Below are 24,580 nucleotides of genomic sequence, written 5' to 3'. Positions count from 1 at the left end.
TTCCTCCGAATCTGTTATGAGGTCTACTTTTTGCGACGGTAAGCGTCGCGGGATCGGCTTTGGATCTTCGGCCGTGCCCGATCTGTTTCGATCTGCGTGCTTCGTGCGGTGATCAAGTTGGCAAAGTCGCCGATCGTCGGTGCTTTTAGCAGGTCGAGCAACGGAAGCTCCAAGCCAAACTCTTGACGCACGCGGGAGATGATTTGCGTCGCCAGCAGGGAGTGCCCACCGAGTTCAAAGAAGTTGTCAGCTCGTCCGACGCGCGGCATCGAGAGCACATCGGCCCAGATCGCGGCTAGTTTTTCTTCGATCGGCGATTGCGGAGCGAGATAAACGCGTTCGTCTTGGACGGCCAGTTCAGGTGCAGGCAATGCTTTGCGGTCCACTTTGCCGTTCGGATTGAGCGGCATCGTGTCGAGCACGACCAGCGCGGATGGAATCATATACTCAGGCAGTTTGTCTTTGAGGTGCGCGCGCAAAATGGTTACGTCCACCGCCTGCCCTTCTGTTGCCACGAGGTAGGCGATCAAACGCTTCTCACCGCCCGCTTCCCCGACAACAACGATCGTTTCGGCGACCGTTTCATGCTCGGCGAGCACCGTTTCGATCTCACCAAGTTCAATGCGGAAGCCGCGTATTTTCACTTGATTGTCGATGCGTCCCAGAAACTCCATCGTTCCGTCTGCTAGGCGGCGCACCAAGTCACCGGTGCGGTACCATCGGCGGTCGTCTCGCTCGATGAAACGATCCTGTGTCAACTCAGGTTGGCCGTAATAGCCGCGCGTCACCCCTTGCCCACCGATGTACAATTCACCCGGCACGCCAATCGGGGTGATACCTCCGTACGCGTCAGAGATGCGCAAATTGGCGTTCGGCAGTGGAGTCCCAATGTAAAACTTGTCGAGCGTTTGCCCTCTTTGCACCGCGTATTGCGAGCAGATGATCGTGCCTTCGGTCGGGCCATAGAGCACGTGAATCTGTGCGTGTTGGAAGACTTCGTGCATCGCGGTCAGCAAGTCTGGCGGAACTGCGTCGCCTCCGATAAAGATCATGCGCAGCGCGGAGAAATTTTGCAGCGCCACCGCTTGCTCACGGATGGTCTGTACGATCTGGCGCATCAAGCTTGGGACGGTGTGAATCGCTGTATAGCGCTGCATGTCTTGAACCAATCTGGACAGGTCAAGCACATGTTCGCGCGTCAAGATCACGCTGGTGCCTCCGCACAACAGCGGGTTGAACAGTTCGAACAGGGCGATGTCAAAGGCAGCAGATGCGATCCATGGCATGATGTCCGTTTCGGTGAAGCCAAATTGCGCTTGGCTCGCCCAAAGCGTGGCCACCAGATTGCCATGTTCGACCATGACCGCTTTCGGGCGTCCCGTCGAGCCCGATGTGTAGATCATGTAGGCCAGATTGTCTGCAGTCGCAGTCGAAACGGGATTGGTCGCCGGGTGGTTGGCGATCTGCTCTGCGTCAAGGTCGATGCAGACAACGTGGGCACTCGATTTTGGCAGAGCGGGCAACAGCTCAGATTGTGTGACCAAGAGGGGTGCTCCCGAATCTGCGAGGATCAAAGCGACGCGCTCTTGTGGATAGCTGGGATCGAGCGGCACGTAGGCCGCACCCGCTTTCCAGATCGCGAGCAGGCAGACCGCCAAGTCGAGTGAACGTTCCACGCAGAGCGTGATCAATACCTCTCGCCCCGCTCCCAAAGTCTGCAGATGATGGGCCAAGCGGTTGGCGCGCTCGTTGAGCTCGCGGTAGGTCAAGGAATCGTCTGCGCAAGTTACTGCGATGCTTTCGGGCGTGCGTGCGACTTGCGCTTCGATCAACTGATGAGTCAAAACTCCGTAATGGTCTTCGCGGGGAGCAACGCTCCAATAGAGCAACGCGCTCGCCTCTTCCTCGGCGAGCATCGGCATTTCAAAAACGCGCTGCAGTGGATCTTGCACGATCGCCTGAAGCAGATTGGTGAAGTGGCCGATCATGCGTAGCACCGTCTCGCGTTCGAAGAGCACGGTGTTGTATTTCAGCATGCCGACCATCTCTTCCCCGTCCTCATACATCACCAATTCGAGGTCAAATTTGACAAATCGATTTTCGACCTCCAGAAGCTCAAATGACAGATCGGTGCGTTCAATTTTTGTGACGGGTGCGTTTTGTAGCGCGAAGAATACTTGGAACAACGGCGAGCGGGACACATCGCGCGTTGGTTGCAGTTCTTCAACCAGTTTTTCAAACGGTACATCTTGGTGCGCGTAGGCAGACAAAGCCAGCTCGCGGACGCGATACAACAAGTCAAGGAAGCTCGGGTTGCCCGACAGGTCGCCGCGCATGACCAAGGTGTTGACAAAGAAACCGATCAGTCCTTCGGTCACTTTGTGGTTGCGTCCGGCGATCGGCGTGCCGACGGAGATGTCATCTTGGCCGCTGTATCGCGCCAACAACGTTTGGAACGCGGCGAGCAAACTCATGAACGTCGTCACACCCGCTTGGCGGCTCAGGTGCTTCATGCTGCTGGTCAGCTCTTTGGAGAGCGTAAACCTTTCCGTTGCTCCAGCGTTCGTCTGCACCGGAGGTCGAACACGATCGGTCGGCAACTGCAAGACAGGAGTTGCACCGCCAAGCGTCCGTTTCCAATAGTTCAGTTGCTCCTCCAGCACTGCGCCATGAAGCCAATTTCGCTGCCAAGCGGCGAAATCTGCGTATTGGATCGGCAATTCACAGAGCTCTGCAGCCTTGCCAGACCGGAACTGCTCGTACAACTCGGATATTTCGCGCACGAACACGTTTAACGACCAAGCGTCCGATATGATATGATGCATCGTCAGCAACAGGATGTGCGCTTCCGTTCCCAGTTGGAGCACGCGGCTGCGCAGGAGCGGGCCCGTTTTTAGATCGAACGGTGTTGAAGCTTCTGCTTGGAGCAGACGTTTCGTTTCCGCTTCCTGTTCTGCCGTGGAAAACGTTCGTAGGTCGAGTAAGGGCAGTTGTAGTGTGGACGACTCGGCCAATACCTGCACCGGTTGCCCGTCCTGTTCAGCGAATGTAGTACGTAGCACTTCGTGGCGTTCGATCATCGCTTGCAAACTGCGTTCCAGCGCGGGCAGATCTAATGTCCCGTGCAGACGCACCGCCAGCGGAATGTTGTACACCGCGGTGCCTGGCAACAGTTGATCGAGCAGCCAGAGCCGTTGCTGAGCAAATGACAGCGCAAGCGGTTGTGAGCGGTCGAGCGGTTGGATCGAGACCGCGGTATAGTCTCCTTCGCAATTTCCCCGTAGCGCCAGTTGTGCGGCGATACCTGCAACGGTTGGGGCTTCGAACAGGAGGCGCAAGGAGATATTTTCGTTGAATGTTTCTCGCATTCTTGAGACGGCCTGTGTCGCCAAAAGCGAATGGCCTCCGAGTTCAAAGAAATTGTCATGGATTCCGATCTGCGCACGACCGAGCACATCGGCCCAGATCACGGTCAGAATTTCTTCTAGCGGTGTGCGTGGCAGTGTCGGTTCGGACTCAGCACCCAGAGCTTGCTCCTCAGTTGGCGTCGGCAGTGCACGACGGTCCACTTTGCCATTTCCGGTCAGCGGAATGGACGCAAGTGAAACAAAGACGGATGGGATCATATATTCGGGCAGTCGTTCTTTCAAGTAGGCACGAAGTTCACGAGGTTCCGCCGGGTGCAGAAGTTCGGTGACCAGATAGGCCACCAGCCGCTGATCGCCCGGTTGATCTTCGCGGGCGACGACCACGCACTCTTTGATCGAAGGGTGCTGTGCGAGCACCGCCTCAATTTCGCCGAGCTCGATGCGGAAGCCGCGAATTTTGACTTGTTCGTCGATCCGACCCAAATATTCCAACTCGCCGCTTGGCAACAAGCGAGCTAGGTCACCCGTTTTGTACAGCTTGGAATCATTTGCGAACGGGTGCTCGAGGAAACGTTCTGCTGTGAGCTCCGGACGGTTGAGATAGCCGCGGGCCACTCCGGCCCCACCGACGTACATTTCACCAATCACGCCGAGCGGTACAGGTTCTAGATGTTGGTCGAGCACATAGACCTGCAGATCGGGGATCGCAATCCCGATCAGGCTGCCCGCTCCCCCTTCCACATCTTCCTGCGTCAAGGCGCGATATGTGACGTGGACGGTCGTTTCGGTGATGCCGTACATGTTGATCAACTGCGGCTTTTTGTCGCCGTGGCGGTCATACCAAGGCTTCAAACTTTGCAGATCCAACGCTTCGCCGCCGAAGATGACGTAGCGCAGTGCCAATTCACCCGCCTGCCCGACTTTGCTTTCCACTTGCATCAGTTGACGGAAAGCGGACGGAGTTTGGTTGAGCACCGTCACCCGTTCGGAGATGAGCAATTCGTAAAAAGCTTCAGGAGAACGGGAGTGCCAGTACGGGACGACGACCAATTTGCCGCCGTACAAGAGCGCGCCCCAGATCTCCCAGACGGAGAAGTCGAACGCATAGGAGTGAAAGACGGTCCACACATCCTGTTCGTCAAATTTGTACCAGCGCTCGGTGGCTTCGATCAGGCGGCCGATATTGCCGTGTGGGATCAAGACGCCTTTTGGTCTGCCTGTTGAACCTGAGGTGTAGATGACGTAGGCCAACGAATCTGCTGTCGCCCCACTGTTCAAATTTTCAGCGCTGTGCGCCTCGATTGTCGTCCAGTCTCGGTCCAAACAGAACGTCAACGCACCGTGCGACGGCAAGGCGTTCAGATGGTTCTCCTGCGTGACGAGCACCGAGATCTGCGCGTCGGCCACCTGGAACGCCAATCGTTCAGGCGGATAGGTTGGGTCAAGCGGGACATACGCTCCGCCCGCTTTGAGTATTCCCAGCAAGCCGACGATCATCTCCACATTGCGCTCGACACAGAGCCCAACCAGCGTTTCCGTCTGGACACCTTGCAGTTGCAGATAGTGGGCCAAGCGGTTCGCCCGCTGATTGAGCTCGGCATACGTCAAAGATTCGTTCTCACAGACTACCGCTGTGCGATCGGGTGTTTTGGCAACTTGTGCTTCAAACCACTCATGAATCGTGCGCGTCTGTGGAAAGTTGGCGGCGCCTTGCTGCCAGTTCAGCAGGTGATCGCGCTCTTTGGCGGTGGTCAGTTGCAGGATTCCAATCGGCTGTTCGGGATCGGTAGCGATCGCTTCTAACAGCGTTTGAAAATGTTGAGCCATTCTCTCAATCGTCTTTGCGGCAAACAGGTCGGTGTTGTACTCCAATGTGGCGAGCATGTCGCCAACTCCGCTCGCTTCGAGCGTGATTGTCAAATCAAATTTGGCAAACTGGCGCTCTGGTACGAGCGGCTGTATTGTGATACCTGGCAGCTCGATTTCGGGTAGCGGCGCATTTTGCAGTACGAAGCAAACTTGGAACAGCGGTGTGCGACTCAGATCGCGCTCCGGTTGCAGTTCTTCGACCAGTTTTTCAAATGGACTGTCTTGGTGCGCGTAGGCTTGCAAGGCGGTCTCTTTGACGCGGGCGAGCAGTTCGGCAAACGAAGGCGAGCCGGATAGGTCGGTGCGCAGAACCAGCGTATTGACGAAGAAGCCGATCAACGTCTCGATCTCGCGGCGGCTGCGTCCTGCGACCGGTGTGCCAAGCAGGATGTCGTCTTGCCCGGAGTAGCGATACAAAAGCGTGTTGAAGGCAGCGAACAGGGTCATGAACATCGTCGCGCCTGCTTGATGTGTCAACGTTTCGAGCTGCTGCATCAAACTGCTCGCCAAGGCGAATTGGTGTGTGGCGCCACGATTGGTCTGGTGAGCGGTGCGCAGTTGATCGGTCGGCAGTTGGAGTACGGGAAGCGTGCCGCCGAGCTTTTGCTTCCAATAGCCCATCTGGTGGTCGAGCACTCCGCTTTGCAACCAGTTCGCCTGCCAGTTGGCGTAGTCCGCATATTGAATTTCCAATTCGGGCAGCGGCGATGGCTTATCGTTTGCAAACGCATCGTAGAGCACAGTCAGCTCGTGGATGAACAAGCCGACCGACCAAGCGTCAAACACGATATGGTGTACGGTGACCATCGCGAGGTGGTCCGTCTCGCTCAGCTTGACCAGATGCGTGCGCACCAACAGGTCTCGACTCAGATCGAACGGCGTTGCTGCTTCTTCACGCAGCAGGCGCTCGACTTCCGATTCCTGCACGTTTGCTTGCCATGAGCTGAGGTCGGTGATCGGCATCGCAAGTGTTGCGTTTGGTCGGATCATCTGCCTACCTGCCCCGTTTGCGCCAGTGAAATTGGTGCGCAATACATCATGGCGGTCGATGATCGCTTGGAAGGCGCGTTGCAAGATCGCGTGGTCAATGGTTCCACTCAGCCGAACCGCCAATGGGATGTTATACACGCTGTTGTGCGGGTCGAGTTGATCGATAAACCACAGACGTTGCTGCGCGTATGACAGCGCGGATTCACCTTGGCGCAAGACGGCTGTGATCGGCCATTCATTTTGCAAACGAGTCTCAATGCCTTCTTCAAGACCTGCGGCCAGCGCGGCGATCGTCGGTCGTTCGAAGAGGGTTCGCAACGGCAGTTCGACGCCCAGCTCATTTCGAATGCGTGACACGACCTGTGTGGCGAGGAGTGAATGCCCGCCGCGCACAAAGAAGTTATCGTGGATGCCGATTTTGTCCAGTTTGAGCAACGCTGCCCAAATGCTGGCGAGCGCAACTTCGGTTTGTGTCGTCGGCGCGACAAACGTCGATTCCTCCGCACTCCCCTTCTCCGGCTTGGGTAGCGCGTTGCGATCTATTTTGCCGTTCGGATTGAGCGGCAGTGCATCGAGGAGGACGAAAGCGGAAGGCACCATCGCAGACAGCAAGCGATTCTCCAAAAATTGTCGCAATTCTTGGGCGGTGATCGTTGTTCCCGCTTTGACAACGAGATAAGCGGTCAAATAGGTCTGATCGTGCTCATCTTTCCAATCGATGACGGCGCAGGATTCGACCCTGTCGTGACGAGCGAGCGTCGCCGCGACTTCGTTCAGTTGGATGCGCACGCCGCGAATCTTCACTTGATCGTCGAGTCGACCGAGAATTTCCAGCGAACCGTCGAGCCGATAACGCCCGCGGTCGCCCGTATAGTAAAGCAGGTCGTCTGGGTCGTCACGGTGTGGATTCTGTACGAATCGCCCCTGTTCTTCCGGCCTGTTCAGATAGCCTTTGGTGCGGAACGGTGTGCGGATGACAATCTCGCCCGCCTCTCCGATCCCGCAGAGTTGGCCGTTTTCGGAAACGATCAACGCTTGCGTCTGTGGCAAAGTCTGTCCGACCGGCTGAATGCCTGCGGTCGGCTCGGGCGGTACGACGTAGTAACATTTGGCGAGCGATGTTTCGGTCGGTCCGTACAGGTTGACGATCTCGCCATCGTTTTTAAACGCAGAGCGCCATTTTTGTACGAAGCTGTCGGTCAACGGCTCCCCCGCGGAAAACAGCAGGCGCAGAGTTGACAAATGGATGCCCTGTGACCTGTTGTGCAGCCAAGAGCTAGCCAGAGACGGCACCGTGTGCAAGAGGGTGATCGCTTCTTCTTCCAGCCACGGCAAGATCGTTTCGGCGCTCAAGTCATCGAGCGTTTCTGGCAGGCAGAGCATGGCACCGCTGGTCAGAGGCAGGAAGATGTCGCGGAGCACCACGTCGAATGAAAGGTTGGTCAACTGAGCGCTGCGATCTTTCGGACCTACGCCAAACTGATCGCGCTGCCAGTTCAAAAAGTGGCTCAAGCCTTGATGCGTGCCGAGCACGCCTTTGGGAACGCCTGTCGTGCCGGACGTGAAGAAGATGTACGCCGCCTCGTCTGGAGACAGTGCGGGCAGCGGTGTTGAGTGCGCATCGCGTAAACTCGTATCGTCTGTCCACAGGCCGGTGTTCGGTTCGACGAACATGACCACATCGGCGTCAAAGTGTCTCGTCAAGGTGGTTTCGCTTACGTAGAGCACCCGTTTTGCGCGCGCTTCATGGAGCATCAACTCCTGACGCGAGAGAGGCAGGTTTTGATCGATCGCCAGAAGCACTCCGCCGCTCATCCACACACTGAGCATGGCGGTGATAAAGCCAAAGCTTCTGTGACCGACCACCGCGACCGTTTCGCCGCGCGCCACACCGCTTGCCAGCAAATGATGGGTCAACTCGATTGCGCGTGATTGCAACTCGTCGTATGTCCATTCGCTCCTGCCTTGTTTGACGGCGATCGCATTCGGTGCTCGATCGGCCCAAGCTGCCATCTGTGCTGGTACAAGCGCCAGTGCAGGCGTGGCCAGATTGACGCTCGGATTTGGCAGTAGCGCACGAGCTTCCTCCGTCCGCAGCGAGTAGTCGCCAATCGGGCGCATGGCGTCGTGTATGATCTGCACCAGCAGGTGCTCCAATTGATTGAGCATCGTCTGGATGCGTTGCGCAGAGAAGCGGTCTTGACGATAGACCATCTGCAATTCTAATCCTTCTGCTTTGTCGTGGAGATAAAGCGTCATCAAGAATTTCGATTCTGGAGTGGCTGTCGGTGCCGCCGAGACGGTTAGGCCGGGCAGTTCTGCGTCGATTTGCGGCAAGTTCACAAAGTTGACCAGCACATCAAAAATGGGGTTGCCATTCAGCGAGCGTTCCGGTTGTAGCTCTTCGACCAATTTTTCGAACGGCAGGTCTTGGTGGGCGTAGGCATTCAGCGTCACTTCGCGCACGTTCGCGAGCAGTTCGCAGAATGTTGGGTTGCCCGACAGGTCGCTGCGCAAGGCCAATGTGTTGAGCATCAAGCCGATCAAACGCTCCGTCTCCACGCCATCCCGACCCGCGATCGGCGTTCCGACGATGATGTCATCCTGACCAGAGAGCCGTGCGAGCAACAGTTTAAACGCGGCGAGCAACGTCATGAACAGCGTGGCGTTCGTTTGTCTGCTCAGCTTTTGCAAGGAGCGAGTCAGTTCACCGCTCAGGCATAGCGTTTGCTGGCCGCTGGTTGGTTCACCTGCTGTCAGGTCCAGCGGTAAAGACAGCCTTGGCAATGTGCCGCTGAGGTGCTGTTTCCAGAAAGACAACTGCCGATTGAGCCTGTCACCTTGCAGTCGGTTGCGCTGCCAGATCGCGTAGTCAGCATATTGGACAGACAGAGCGGCCAGCGGTGACGACTCCCCTTTTGTGAACGCGCGATACAGTGCCGTAAATTCTTGTGCCAGCAGACCGATGGACCAGCCGTCCGACACGATGTGATGCATCGTTGTAAACAGCAGGTGCTCCGCTTCGCTCAACTTGCAGACCGTGACGCGCAGCAACTGATCTTGGGTCAAGTCGAACGGACGATCGGCATCAACTGCCGCGATGCGCAACGCCTCCGCTTCTGCATCGGCGACCCCAACCAAATCGTGGATCGCAATCTGCAAGCGCGCTTCGTCTGCGATCACTTGCATCGGCACTCCCTCTTGTATGCGGAACGAGGTGCGCAGCGCTTCATGGCGGTTGACGATCGCTTGGAACGCCGCTTGCACAGCTTGAATGTTCAGTTCCCCACTTAACCGCAGGGCGCTCGGCATGTGGTACGCACGGTTGCCCGGTTCGAGCTGTTCGAGAAACCAGATGCGCTCTTGTGCAAAGGAGAGTGGTGTGCCGCCGTCGCGAGTTTGCGGCACCAAAGAGATCGTAGGCAGAGCGTCGAACCCTTGGCGCGCTGTTTCGATAGCGGCGGACAGAGCTCCGACGTTTGGCGATTCAAAGAGCGTGCGCAATGGCAGATCGACGCCGACCGCGCTGCGGATGCGGGAGATCATTTGGGTGGCCAACAGCGAGTGACCGCCGAGCTCGAAGAAATTGTCATCCAGACCGATGCGCTCGCGTCCGAGCACATCTTCCCAGACGGAGCTCAGAATGTCTTCCAGCGGCGTTCGCGGTGCAACGTACTCGTTTCGCTCAAACGTGGTGAAGTCCGGTTGTGGCAAGGAGCGGCGGTCCACTTTTCCGCTCGGTGTGAGCGGAAGTTGTTTCAGCGTGACAAACACGTGCGGTACCAGATGCTCAGGAAGTTTGGCTTGCAGGAAGCGTTTCAGGTTCGGCACAGCGAGTTCAGCGTGACCAGTGTGACCAGCGTTCGTCACGTACGCGGCCAGTCGTTTGTTGCCCGCCTCGTCGGTGTGCGCGATCACCGCCGCATCACCGATGTCAGGGTGTTGGTTCAGCACCGCTTCGATCTCCCCTACCTCGATGCGGAAACCGCGGATTTTCACTTGATTGTCAATGCGGCCAAGGTAATCGATCGTCCCGTCGGCTAGCCAACGCACGATATCGCCCGTTTTGTAGAGGCGCTCCTGTTTCGAAAACGGACTTGGCAAGAAGCGCTCCGCTGTCAGCTCCTCCTGTTCGAAATATCCGCGGGCTAGCACAGGACCGCCGATATAGAGTTCGCCTGGTACGCCGATGGGGGTCGGCTGCATCGCCGCATCCAACACGTAGACGTGGGCATTGGCAATCGGACGTCCGATCGGCGGCAGAAGCGGCCAGGATTCGGCGGGGCCGTTTAGCGTCTGCGAGGTGACCACATGGCTTTCGGTCGGGCCGTATTGGTTGCTCAGCGTGCAGTTCGGCAGTTCTGTGAAGAAGCGTCCGATTGCGGAGGTGATTTGCAACTGCTCCCCTGCTGTGATCACTTCTTGCAGATGGCGTGGGAACAGATCGCGCTCTACGCAGACTTCGGCAAGATGTTGCAGGGCGATGAAGGGCAAGAACAGGCGCTCAACCTTCTCCTCGATCATCAAGTTTGGCAGTTCTAGCAGATTTTGACGCATCGCTTCCTCGATCAGCACCAGCGTTCCACCAGCGCAGAGCGTCGCAAAAATCTCTTGGAACGAGACGTCAAAGTTCAGGGACGTAAATTGCAAAGTGCGGGCGTCCGCTTTCAGGGATGCTCGCAGTTGCCAGCCGAGCAGATTGGCTAGCGGACGGTGTTCCATCGCCACGCCTTTCGGGAGGCCAGTCGATCCCGACGTGTACAAAAAGTAGACCAGATGGTCAGGTGTAGCTTGAGTGGCCGGGTTCTCGCAACTTTCGTCGAGCAGGGAGAGATCGGTGTCAAGCTCGATCCTCTGCACACTCGGCAATGCATCGCTTGCCATCACGCCTTGCTGGGTTACAAGGATGGGAATGCTCGTCTCTTCCATCATGTAATGCAGGCGTTCCTGTGGATACGCGGGGTCGAGCGGTACATAAGCGCTGCCCGCCTTGATGATTCCGAGCAGACCGACGATCATGTCGAGCGAGCGTTCCATCGATAATCCGACCGGAACATCTGGCCCTGCCCCGAGCTTTTGCAGACGGTGCGCCACTTGGTTTGCGCGTTGGTTCAGTTGGTGGTAACTCAACTGCTGTCCGTTAAATGAGATGGCTGTTGCATCTGGAGTTCGTGTCGCTTGTGCGGTGAACAGTTGTTCGATGCGGCCGATCGGGACGTCCGTTGCCGTGTCGTTCCAATCGACAAGCAGTTGTTGACGCTCCTTCGCTTGCAACAACGGCAGATCGGCGATGCGCTGTGCAGGTTGTGCGACCACAGCTTCCAGCAGGGTGACAAAATGTTCGGTCATGCGGGTGATCGTCGTACGGTCAAACAGGTCGGTGCTGTATTCCAGCCAGCCGGACAGCCCGCCGTCCTGTTGCTCTTTCAGCAGCATGTTGAGGTCGAACTTGGCCGTCTGACTATTCACCTCGAGTGGGGTGAGTGTAATGCCGGGAAGTTCTGCCTGCACTTGTGCGGTGTTTTGCAACACAAACATCGCTTGGAACAGCGGAGAGCGGCTCATGTCGCGCTCGGGCTGAAGAACTTCGACCAATTTTTCGAACGGGGCGTCCTGATGCGCAAACGCGCTGAGCGCGGTCTCTTTGACACGCCCGAGCAGTTCGACGAATGTCGGCGCTCCACTCAGGTCGGCGCGCAGAGCCAGCGTGTTGACAAAGAAGCCGATCAGGTGCTCCATCTCTTTGCGTGTGCGTCCGGCAATCGGTGTACCGACCGCAAAGTCTTCCTGACCGCTGTAGCGGTGCAAGAGCGTGAAGAACCCGGCGAGCAAGGTCATGAACAACGTGGTGCCCTGCTGCTTACTCAGCGCATGGAGACCAGTGCTGAGCGACTGGGAAATGGTGAACAGCTCCGTTGCGCCTCGGTATGATTGCACCACGGGGCGAGGATGATCGGTTGGCAATTGCAGCGGCGGAAGCTCGCCGCCAAGCTGGTGTTTCCAAAACTCGATCTGTCGCTCGAGCGATTCGCCTTGCAGGTGGGATTGCTGCCAAGCTGCGAGATCAGCATAGTGCACGGTCAGTGGTGGCAGACTCGCTTCCCTGTCGGTCACAAACGCCGTGTACAGCGCGCAAAACTCTTGCGTGAACACGCCGATCGACCAACCGTCTGAGATGATGTGATGCATGTTGACGATCAGGACATGTTCATATTCGCCCAGCTGTACGAGTCCGAAGCGTACGAGCGGGCCTTGCGTCAGCTCGAATGGTGTTTGAGCCGTTTCTTGAAGCAACCGTTCGAGTTTGAGGTCTCGCTGCTCGGGCGACACGGTTCGCCAATCGCGTTTGAACAGCGGTAACTCTACCGTCTCCAGAATCACTTGCACGGGATGGCCGTCCTTTTCGACAAAGGTGGTGCGCAGCGATTCCTGCCGCTCCAGAATCGCAGCGAGCGAGCGTTCAACCGCCGAGCGGTCTAGTGCTCCTTGCAGGCGAACGGCAAACGGCATGTTGTAGACGGCTCGGTCGGCAAGCAGGCGATCGATCACCCAAAGGCGCTGTTGTGAGAAAGATAACGGCAAGTGTCCGCTCCTGTCCTGCCGCACGATCTCGCCAAGTGCGATGCGCGCTCCGCTAGTAGCGGTGATCGCACGTCCCAAATCGGCGATGGTCGGCGTTTCAAACAGGGCGCGCAGAGGCAAATCGATGCCAAATTGTTCGCGGATGCGCGACAACACCTGTGTGGCGAGCAAGGAGTGGCCACCCCGGTCAAAGAAATTGTCGTGCACGCCGATTTCTTCCACGCGCAGCACCTCCGCCCAGATGGCAGTCAGCACGATCTCCTCTTCGGTGTGCGGTGCGACGTAACCGACCGCATCTGGTGTAGACCAAGTCGGTGCAGGCAACGCTTTGCGATCCACTTTGCCGTTCGGAGTCAGCGGCAAGGTGTCGAGGACCACAAAAGTGGAGGGAATCATATAATCGGGCAGGCGTTCCTTCAGCAAGCTGCGCAATGCTTGTGATTCGATCGCATTCACATCCCCTGCAACATAGGCGACGAGACGTCGATCTCCCGGAACGTCTTCGCGCACAAGCACGACAGATTGCTCGACCGCCGCATGTTGCAAGCAGACCGCTTCGATCTCGCCCGGTTCGATGCGGAAACCGCGGACCTTTACTTGATGATCGATCCGTCCCATGTATTCGAGGTTGCCATCCGCAAGCCATCGTACGAGGTCGCCCGTCGCGTACATCTTCGCCCCTGCTTGGTCGGAAAACGGATTGGGGATAAATTTCTCCGTAGTCAGATCGGGTTGACCGAGATAGCCGCGCGCGAGACCAGCGCCTGCCAGGTAGAGTTGGCCAGGCACCCCGAGCGGTACCACTTGCATGTGCTCATCCAAAACGTACGCTTGTGTGTTGGCTAACGGACGGCCAATCGTCGGCGCCGTTTCGATCTCTCTGTCAAGCAGAGTAAAAGTGGAGTACGTCGTATCTTCTGACGGTCCGTAGAGGTTGTAGACGTTTTCGATGGTGCTGTGCGCGTACAGTTTTTTTGTCAGTTGCAACGGTAGCGCTTCACCCGCCAAGTTGACTGTGAGCACGCTCTTTGGAATTCCGTCTTGGCGCAAAAGTTCGGCGATCGCCGACGGGACGGTGTTGATCAAGGTCACTTCATCGCGGGCTGTCAAATGTGGCAGGTGCAGGGCGTTTTCCGCCAAGATCACTTTGCCGCCAGTAGATAGCGTGACGAACAACTCAAACACAGACAAATCGAAGCAGATCGAGGTGGAAAACAGCACGCCAGCCAATTGCTCTGCCGAGTATTCCCCAAGTGCCCAGTGAATCAATGACGCAGCGCTGTGGTGCTCGATCGCCACTCCTTTCGGACGGCCTGTCGAGCCAGACGTATAAATGACGTACGCGAGATTGCCTGCGTGGACCTCAGTGCTCGGCTCGTCTGCCGAAGATTCTCCTGTCCATGGCAGGCACAACGCTGGCGCCTCACATGTCGGCAGATCAGCAAACAGATGTTCCTCGGTGAGCAGGACAGCCAGTTGTGCGTCTTGCATCGTGTACAGAACGCGCTCTTGTGGATAGCTCGGGTCGAGCGGAACGTATGCCCCACCCGCTTTTAGCACGGCGAGCATGCCGATGATCAGCTGTGGCGAGCGTTCCATGTACACGCCGACCAGCGATTCGGGACCTACGCCCATCTGTTGTAAACGATGAGCCACTCGATTCGCCTGCTCATTCAACTCGCGGTAAGTCAGGCGCACCTCCCCGGCCACCACTGCGGTTGCATCGGGCGTTTTCATCGCTTGATGTGTGACCAACTGCTGAATGCAGAAGTCGAGTGGATCGTCTTGTTCCGTGTCGTTAAACGAGACGAGCAGTTGTTCGCGCTCCTCTTCAGTCAGCAGCGGAACTTCATAAATGGAACGGGCAGGATCTTCAGCCAACGCGGTCAACAGCAACGTAAAATGTCCGGCCATGCGCTCGATCGTCGTCGCATCGAACAGGTCGGTGTTGAACTCGAACGACCCAAGTAATCCCGATTCGCTTTCAACGAATGCGAGCGTCAGATCAAACTTGGCAGTGCTGCTTTCGATTGTGATCGGCTGCACTTGTAAGTTAGGAAGCTCGAGCTGTGCCAACGGCGAATTTTGCAATATGAACATCACTTGGAACAACGGCGAACGACTCAGGTCTCGATGTGGCTGGATCATTTCGACCAGTTTTTCAAACGGTACATCTTGGTGCGCGTACGCTTGCAAAGCGGTTTCTTTGACTCGGTTGAGCAGTTCGGTAAAGCTCGGTGCGCCAGACAGATCGATTCGCAAAGCCAACGTGTTGACGAAAAATCCGATCAGGTGCTCGACCGTTTGCTCGGTACGCCCTGCGATCGGTGTGCCGACCACAGTCAACTTTTGGCCGCTGTAGCGGGCCAAAAGCGCGTTAAACGCGGCGAGCAAAGTCATGAACAGCGTTGCACCGTGTTCACGGCTTAATGTGTGCAGGTGTCGAGTCAGCTCACCAGACAGAGCAAATGAATATTCGGCGCCGTGGTAGGTCTGCACCGCCGGGCGAGGTCGGTCGAACGGTAGTTGCAAATGCGGGAGGTCATCTCTGAACTGCCCGTTCCAGTAGTGCAACTGCGACTGCAGCACGCCGCTTTCTAACCATTCGCGCTGCCACAAAGCAAAATCTGCATACTGCACAGGCAGTGCCTGCAAGCACGCCTCCGCACCCTGCACGAACGCCGTATACAGCTCAGTAAATTCGTGGACGAGCACCCCCATCGACCAACCGTCTGCGACGATATGATGCATGTTCAGGAAGAGCACATGTTGCTTTTTACTGAGCGTCACCAGCAGAAAGCGCACCAGTGGGCCGCTGTGAAGATCGAACGGGCGGGCTGCCTCTGCTCGCAACAGGCTGTGCAAAGCGCGCTCCCGAGCGGTTGATCGTTTATGCGACAGGTCGGCTTTTTCCACCACGAGGGTGTGGTGATCTGCGACCGCCTGCATCACTTCCCCGCCCTCGGTTGTGAAAGTGGTACGCAGCGCATCATGACGGTCGATGATCTCCTGCAAGCTGTGCTCCAAAGCGGCGGTATTGAGTGTGCCCTTCAGTCGCAGTGCAAATGGTATCGAATACACACTGGAGCCGGGCATCAGTTGATCGAGCACCCACAGGCGTTGCTGTGCGTAGGACAAAGGCAACTTATGCTGTTGGGTGCGCTTGACGAGCGCTATCCGCTCCGCTTTCTGCGGTGCGGCGATTTCTCGCGCCAACCGTTCCACGCTGCCCGCTTCGAACAAAGTGCGCAACGGCAGCGAGATACCAAATGCGTTGTTGATGCGGGAGATCGCCTGTGTGGCCAGCAACGAATGTCCGCCGTGATCAAAGAAGTTGTCGTGCACGCCGATCTGATCGGTGCTGAGCACTTCTGCAAAAATGGCGGCGATCTGCGCTTCAATTGGGTTGCGCGGCGCGACGTACTCTGTCAGCGTGGCGTAGTCGGGCTTCGGTAGCAGCTGGCGGTCTACTTTGCCGTTGGCAGTAAGCGGCAAATCGGCCATCACAACGAACGCAGCAGGGATCATGTAGCTTGGCAGGCGCTCTTTGGCATAGGTGCGCAATGCGTCCACATCGAATGATGTGGTGTTGTGCGGCACGACATACGCGGCGAGCCGTCTGTCCCCTTTGCTCTCCTCTCTGGCGATGACGATCACTTTTTGCACATTCTCATGCGCGCCAAGCACCGCTTCGATCTCAAGCAGTTCGATGCGGAAGCCGCGCAGCTTGACTTGGTTGTCGAGGCGGCCGATAAATTCCAGCGTGCCGTCTGCTAGCCAACGCACGAGATCGCCCGTTTTGTACAAGCGTTGCCCTGCTTGGAACGGATGCGGCAGGAATCGCTCAGCGGTCAGTTCCGGTTGGCCGAGGTAGCCGATCGCCAAGCCGTCGCCGCCAATGAACAGTTCGCCTTGAACGCCGATCGGTACGCGGCGCATCTTCGCATCGAGCACCTCGACGGAGGTGTTCCGAATCGGGCGGCCAATCGGCACGCTCTCGCCGATGTGATCGCGGCTCGTCATGCGATGGGTCGTCGCAAACGTCGTACTTTCTGTCGGACCGTACCCGTTGATCAACACTGTGTTCGGCAGTTCGTCTAACAGCTTGCGAACATGCCCCGGTTGTAGCACGTCACCGCCCGCCAGCAGTTGACGCACGCCGCGTAAGTCTTGCAGGCGCTGATCAACCATCTGGTGGAACAGGCCGGCTGTCAGCCACAGGGTCGTGATGCACCTATCGCGAATCAAGCGTCCGAGCTCTTCAAGCGACGGCAGATGGGCTGAGAAGATCACCAATTTGGCGCCATTGAGCAGCGGGCCCCAGATTTCGAACGTAGCGGCGTCAAAGGAGATCGAAGCAAATTGCAGGAACACCTCCTCTTCACCAAACGATGCGTAATCGGTGTCTTTCACCAAGCGCAACACCGCTTGATGCGGGACCGAAACGCCCTTCGGCAAGCCTGTCGAACCGGATGTGTAGTTCACATAAGAAGTATTATGTGATTTCGCATCTGACATCAGGTCTGCTGAGCTCTCTGCTGCGATTGCAGAGGCGATATCTTCCACGCAAATCGCTCGCAGGTGCGCAGCGGGCAGGTGAGGCAAAAGCTCGGACTGAGTCAGGAGGATGTTGACTTGCGAGTCGGTTAGCAGATGGCGCAGGCGATCTTTTGGATAGCTTGCATCAAACGGAACATACCCTGCCCCCGCTTTGAGGATCGCGAGCAGAGCGAACACCAGATCGAAGGAGCGCTCCATGCACAGACCGACCAAGTTGCCCGTCTGTACCCCTTGGCGTTGCAAGAAGCGGGCGAAGCGATTCGCCTGTTCATTCAACTGGCGATAGGTCAGCGTTTCGCCCGCGAATTCGACCGCAATGCGCTCGGGGGTCAGGCGGGCTTGTTCGGCAAATTGCTCATGGATCGTGCTGGTGTGCGGATAGGGGTTCATCGTGTTGTTCCAATCGATCAATTGCTGTTTTTCTGTGTCGGTCAGTATCGGCAAGTCGTCGATCACTCGATCTGGATCTTGGCAGATTGCCGTGACCAGCGTTTCCAAATGGCCGACCATCCGCTCGATCGTCGCGCGCTCAAACAGATCGGTGTTGTATTCAAAAGCGCCAGTGAGCCCGGCTTCTTCTACCGTCAGGAAAAGGGTCAAGTCGAATTTGGCGATGGTCGAATCCAAAGCGAACGGCGTCAAAGTCAGCCCAGGCAACGCTAGGTGTGCAAGCGGGTTGTCCTGCATGGCGATCATGACCTGAAACAACGGTGGGCGGCTCAAGTCGCGATCGCCCTCCAGCGCTTCGACCAGCTTTTCAAACGGCACTTCTTGATGCGCATAAGCGTCCAGCACCGTTTGCTTCACACGATCCAGCAAGGTGGTAAAGCTTGGCGAGCCGGACAAATCGGTGCGCAGGACGAGCGAATTGACAAGAAAGCCGATCAGGTCCTCCGTTTCTTTCCGCGTGCGCCCTGCGCTCGGTGTGCCGATGAGAAGGTCATCCTGACCCGAATAACGGCTGAGCAAAATGGTGAAGGCGGCATGCAGGGTCATGAAAAGCGTAGCGCCTTTTTCATTCGATAACTGTTGTAGGCGTGCGAGCAGTTGATCACAAAAAGCGAAGCGCACCATCGACCCGCGATACGTCTGCACAGCAGGGCGCGGGCTATCGGTCGGCAGCTGCAACAAGGGTAGTTCACCGCCGAGTTGTCGTTTCCAATAGCCGAGTTGCTCGTCAATCGCACCATCTGTCAGCCATTCGCGCTGCCAAGAGGCGAAGTCCGCATACTGCACCGCAAGTTCGGGGAGCGGTGAACGTTTGCCATCAGCGAACGATTCGTACAGTGTGCCAAACTCACGGATCAGCACGCGGATTGACCAACCGTCTGAGATGATGTGATGCATGTTGATGAGAAACAGGTACTCCTCTGTTGCCGTTTGCAGGAGTGTGAAGCGAATGAGCGGACCTTGTGCAATGTCGAACGGCTTGATGGCATCGGCATGCGCCAAACGCAGTGCTTCCTCTTCCCTTTCTTCGGCAGGCAATGAACGCAGGTCGAGGATCGACAAAGTCTGTCCCACGTGCTCTGCGATCACTTGTACCGCCGCTCCGTTTCGTTCGACAAAAGTTGTGCGCAGCGACTCATGGCGCTCGACAATCGCTTGCAAAGTGCGCTGCAATGCTTCGAATTGAAGGTTTCCGCTCATTCGCAAGGCGTACGGCATGTTGTAGACCGCTTCGCCAGCGAGCAGTTGTTCACTCAGCCACAGGCGCTGTTGAGCAAACGAGAGCGGTAGGTTGGCTGTCCGTTCCACTTTTCTGAACGGTGTAGGCTGTGCGTGCCCTTCCCCCACCGCGTCCAGCTTGGATGCAAGCTCGGCCAAGGTCGGTGCTTCGAACATCGCATGCACGGGCAGCCGATGACCGAACACGCTGTGAATGCGCGACAGCACTTGTGTGACGAGCAATGAGTGACCGCCTCGTTCAAAAAAATTGTCATGGATGCCCACGCTCTCCACCGCGAGCACTTCGCTCCAAATTTCGGCCAAACGCTGTTCAGACTGCGTTTGTGGTGCGCTGTAAGGCTGGTTGGAGGAAAAGTCGGGTGCGGGCAGAGCTTTGCGGTCCACTTTTCCGTTTGGCGTAAGCGGCATCGCATCGAGGATGACAAAAGTGGCAGGGATCATATAGTCGGGCAGCGTCCGCTTGAGCTGAGCGCGCAGTGTCGAGCTGTCAATGCCTCCTCGATTTTCCACATAGGCAACTAGACGCATATCACCGCGTCGATCCTCGTGCACGAGAACCAGGCAGGACTCAACGCTCTGCTCTTGCATCAGCGCGGCTTCGATCTCGCCGAGCTCGATGCGGAAGCCGCGGACTTTTACTTGGTGGTCGATCCGCCCCAAATACTCAAGTGTCCCGTCTGGTAGCCAGCGCGCTAAGTCACCAGTCGCGTACATCCGCGCGTTCAGTTGATCAGAGAATGGATTGGGAATGAATTTCTCTGCCGTCAGATCGTCCCGCCCGAGGTAGCCGCGTGCCAACCCGCGTCCGCCGAGGTGCAGTTCCCCTGCCACGCCAATCGGCACGGGACGTTTCTGTTTGTCGAGCAGGTAGACTTGCGTATGGGCCAGCGGTCTGCCGATCACCGGCGTCGTCCTCTTATCTCGATCGATCCATGCATATGTGGAATAGGTCGTATCTTCGGACGGGCCGTACAGGTTGTAGACCTGTTCAATCGAAGGCTGGTCATATAGTTTTTGCACCAACGCCAGTGGCAACGGCTCGCCAGCCAGATTGACCGTGCGCACCGACTGAGGAATCCCGTCAGCGCGCAGCAGTTCGGCGATTGCCGATGGGACGGTGTTGATCAGCGTCACTTCGTTTTTGGCAGGCAGTTGAGGCAGATGAAGCGCATTTTCTGCAACGATCACTTTGCCGCCACATGCAAGCGTGACAAACAGTTCGTACACCGAGAGATCGAAGCAGATCGACGTTGCGAACAGCACGCCCGCTAATCTGTCTGCCGGATACTCCGCTTCGGCCCAATGGATCAACGCTGCTGCGCTCCGGTGTTCGATCGCTACGCCTTTTGGTTGGCCAGTCGAACCGGACGTATAGATGACGTAGGCCAGATTGTGATCGGTCACAAGCGAAGTCAGATTCCTGGTCGGCTCATGGCTGAGCGATTCGCGCAAGGCATCGAGGCAGAGCACATGCGCACGGTGAACGGGCAGTTCGCCCGCCAGTTTCGTCTGTGTCAAAATCGCCTGCATCTGCGCATCCTCCATCGTGTACGCGATACGCTCCTTCGGATAGGCGGGATCTAAAGGGACGTAGGCGCCGCCCGCTTTCAATACGCCGAGCATGCCACAGATCATCTCTACCCCGCGCTCCATGTAGATGCCGACTAGCACCTCCGGCCCGACTCCAAGCTGTTGGAGACGGTGTGCGATCCTGTTGGCCCGTTCATTTAGTTCACGGTAGGTTACTCGCACTTCGCCGTCGATGACCGCGATCCGATCGGGTGCAGATGCGGCTTGTCGCTCCAAAAACTGATGGATGCACAGAGCTTGTGGCTCGTCCATCGAGGTCTGATTGAAGGTGCAAAGCAAGGTCTCCGCTTCCTGTTCTGGCAAGATCGTCAAAGCGGCGACCGTGGTGTGATGATCTTGCACGATGCTCGTCAACAGCATCGCAAATTGTGCGCAGATCCGCTCGATCGACTCCGGCAAAAACAGATCGGTGTTATATTCAATTCGTCCGGCCAGCCTGTCTCCCGTCTCTGCCATCGTCAAAGCGAGATCGAATTGTGCATGGCGCTGTTCCAACTCCAGTGAGCGCATGGTCAAGGCGCCTGCCTGGAGCATCGCGCCTTCTTCGCCCAGCGCAAATCGGGCCATCCCCTCCTGCTCGGCCAGATGGGATTTTTGGTAGGTGAACATCGCCTGAGCCAGCGGCGGGTAGCTTGGATCGCGTTCCGGCTGCAGCAGTTCGACCAGCAACGGGAACGGGTATTCTTGATGTTCAAGCCCTCCGATGACCGACCGTTTGACCTGTGCCAAGAAGTCGGCAAATGAAGGCGCGAGCGCAAAGTTGGCACGATGTACCACCAGATTGACAAAATACCCGATCACTCCAGCATCTTTGGAGCTGGTGCGGCCCGTTGTCGGCGAGGCGATCAGCACTTCTTCTTGGCCCGTGATCCGGTGCAACAACACTTGAAATGTAGCGAGCAATGTCATGTACAGCGTCGCGCCGTGCTCCGCGGCGATCCGCTTCAGCGCACCTGATAATTCTGCAGGCAAAGCAAATGATTGGACTGCCCCGCGATAGCTTTGCACTGGCAATCGTGGGAGATCGGTCGGCAGGGTCAAGACGGGCAGTTCACCGCCGAGTTGCGAATTCCAGTATGCCTCCAGATGTTGGCGGCGCGGACTGCTGAGCAGTGTTTCCTGCTCGTGGACAGCGTGTGCGAACGAACGTTTCGACGGCAGGGACAACGGCTCGCTCTTTTGTTCAGCAACCGCATACAGCGCCTGCAATTCCTGCACCAAAACACCGAGCGACCAGAAGTCCGCGATAATGTGATGGGCGGTCATCAGCAAGACGGGAGGACGCTCCCCTCGTTCATACAGCTGAACCCGGAGCGGAGCGTCATGGGCCAAATTGAATGGACGGTTCGCCTCGGTCGTCAAGGTGTCCTGAAGTTGAACTTCGCTCCAGCAGGACGCATCGATCACGCTCAGGAGGTCACCATGTGCATCTTGCACCATACCGATCGGCTCCCCGCCCTGTTCTACAAAACGGCTGCGGATCAGTTCATGGCGCCGTTCTAGCTGAGCAAATGCCTCCCGAAGCGCCGTGTGATCGAGCGCCGACTCGATGGTCGCGGCGCGTGCGATGTTGTATACGGCGCTGTCTGGCGCGAGCGTCTGTACGAACCACAATGCGCGTTGACCGTGGGACAGGGCGAAAGTAGTAGGCGCTTCCCCCGTTTCGACCGCTTTCGCTTTCGGGGCATCACCTGCTGTCAATTGCAGGCAGATTTCCTCCGCGAGTTCGGCGATGCTCGGACCTGCCAGAAGTCGCGAAAACGAGACGGTCACGCCCAAAGTTTCTTCTACTGCCTGCTTGATCTCAACGGCGCTCAGCGAATCGAGCCCCAGTGCATGCAGTGTCCGTGTCGGGTCTACAGATCGTTGTGATCGACCGAGCGCACGCGCCGTTTTGGCGGTCAGAAACGATTGCAGTACCTGTTGACGCTCGGTTTGATCGGTTGCGAGCAACTGTTCGAGCGTCAACTCTTGCCCACTACCCTCTGACACGTCATTGATCACGACTTCAGCGGTCGCGACCGTTTCGACATCTGTGACCAAAAGGTCCGAAAAGAGGACTTCGAGTCTCCCAGCTTCGAAATGTTCGCGGCATTTGTGGCGTTGCACTTTACCCGAGGATGTTTTCGGAATTGACACCGGCTTGATCAGGACGACCGCGTAGACTGGCAACTGATGTTCTGCGGACACCGCTTGCCGAATCATCTCTGTCACATCAGCCAAATTGGCCTTGCGGTGCGCGCGTTCAATCTCTTGCACGACTACGAGGCGCTCTTTGCCGTCCACTTCGACCGCGACAGCTGCGCCGTTGCTGTTTCGCACGGCTGGGTGACTCGCTTGTACCGTATACTCGATGTCGTTCGGGTAATAGTTGCGCCCGCGAATGATGATCAAGTCCTTCAGGCGTCCAGTGATATACAGTTCCCCGCACTGTAGAAATCCGAGGTCGCCGGTACGCAAAAACGGACCTTCACCTGACGCTTGCAAAGTGGCGTGAAACGTCTCTTCTGTCAGCTCGGGTCGGTTCCAATACCCTTGAGCGACGCTAGGTCCATTTACCCAGATTTCTCCAATTTGACCATCTGTACAGAGCACGCCGCTTTGTGGATCGACAATGACCACTTTTTGACGGACCAATGCGACGCGGCCGGAGGAAACCAGCGTGTGATCGCCATCTTTTGGCGTTTCGACCACAAGCGCTTTATTTTCTTGTAGCGTTTTTCCATCGAACGTGGTGGCAATCGGCGCTTCCTCGCGATGTCCACCAGTGACGAACAAAGTAGCTTCTGCCAAACCGTAGCACGGGTAAAACGCTTCTCTTTTAAATCCACACGGCGCAAAATACTCGGCAAAGCGTTCCAACGTCTCGTGGCGAATCGGCTCCGCTCCGCTAAACGCGATTTTCCACGAGCTGAGGTCGAGCATGTCCCGCTGTGTCGGCGTGATCTTTTGCAAACAAAATTCATAGGCGAAATTTGGCCCGCCGCTGATGGAGGCCCCTGTTTGGGAGATCGTCTGCAACCAATGAAACGGACGTTGGATAAAATCGACGGGCGCCATCAGCGTGACCGGGTAGCCCGTGAACAGCGGTTGCAAGATCCCACCGATCAAACCCATGTCGTGATACGGCGGCAACCAGATGACGCAGTTGCTGTCAGAAGTTGTGCCAAAGCAGTCTTGCATCAACTCTAAATTATGTAACAGATTGCCGTGTGTTAACATAACTCCTTTGGGCAGTGCGGTCGAGCCAGACGTATATTGTAAGAAAGCAAGTGATTCAGATCGCAACTGCGGTGGTTGCCATCGTTGAGATCGGTCTTCTAAACCTGCAACTGTCAGCCATGTCAATTCGGACAAACCGGGTGAATTTGCGAAGCGATTTACCACTGTGCGATGAATGGTCGGCGTGGTCAACGCGAACCGAGCTTGTGAATCGCTTACGATCGACTGCAAGCGGTCGAGATGTCCGTTTGCGCGCGGCGGGTAAGCGGGCACTGGAATGACACCTGCGTACAAACAGCCAAAAAAAGCGGTGATATACTCCAGACCGGGTGGATAGAGCAGCAAAGAGCGCTTGCCTGTCGCTGAATGTTGTTGCAACAGCGCAGCCAACGATCGTGCGCGGCGATCGAGCTCAGCATAGGTGATCGACCGTTCTGAACCGTCTTCGCTCAAAAATGAATACGCCACTTGTGCAGGGTGCTGCTCGGCACGCCATTGCAAGAGACTAACCAGCGTTGTAAATGTGCGTTTGGCTTTCATTCTTGTAGACCCCCCGTTGAGGATATATTCCAGCCAATGAATGATGCTGCAAATTGACTCGTTGTTCTTTTTTAAAAAATAAAAAATACATAATACAAAGTAATATACTTCATTATTTCTAAAATACCTTCAACACATAATGTAAAAAATAAAATTTTCTAATTTTTTTA

1 protein-coding gene is annotated in these 24,580 nt (G+C 56.7%); it reads right to left on the bottom strand.

Annotated features, from left to right (window positions below; all coding sequences use genetic code 11):
- Positions 1–23 precede the first annotated feature (23 nt).
- The gene (locus tag CIG75_RS10305) at positions 24–24,410 is read right to left on the bottom strand and encodes a non-ribosomal peptide synthetase (RefSeq protein WP_094236592.1); all 24,387 of its coding nucleotides are present in this window, start codon (positions 24,408–24,410) and stop codon (positions 24–26) included.
- Positions 24,411–24,580: the final 170 nt, after the last annotated feature.

The sequence above is a fragment of the Tumebacillus algifaecis genome (assembly GCF_002243515.1).
Lineage (GTDB): Bacteria > Bacillota > Bacilli > Tumebacillales > Tumebacillaceae > Tumebacillus_A > Tumebacillus_A algifaecis.
This window is presented reverse-complemented; position numbering and strand designations above follow the sequence as displayed.

What these genes read in the sequence shown, in the direction of transcription:
- CIG75_RS10305 (WP_094236592.1), bottom strand. Translation starts at nt 24,410, where the DNA reads ATGAAAGCCAAACGCACATTTACAACGCTGGTTAGTCTCTTGCAATGG.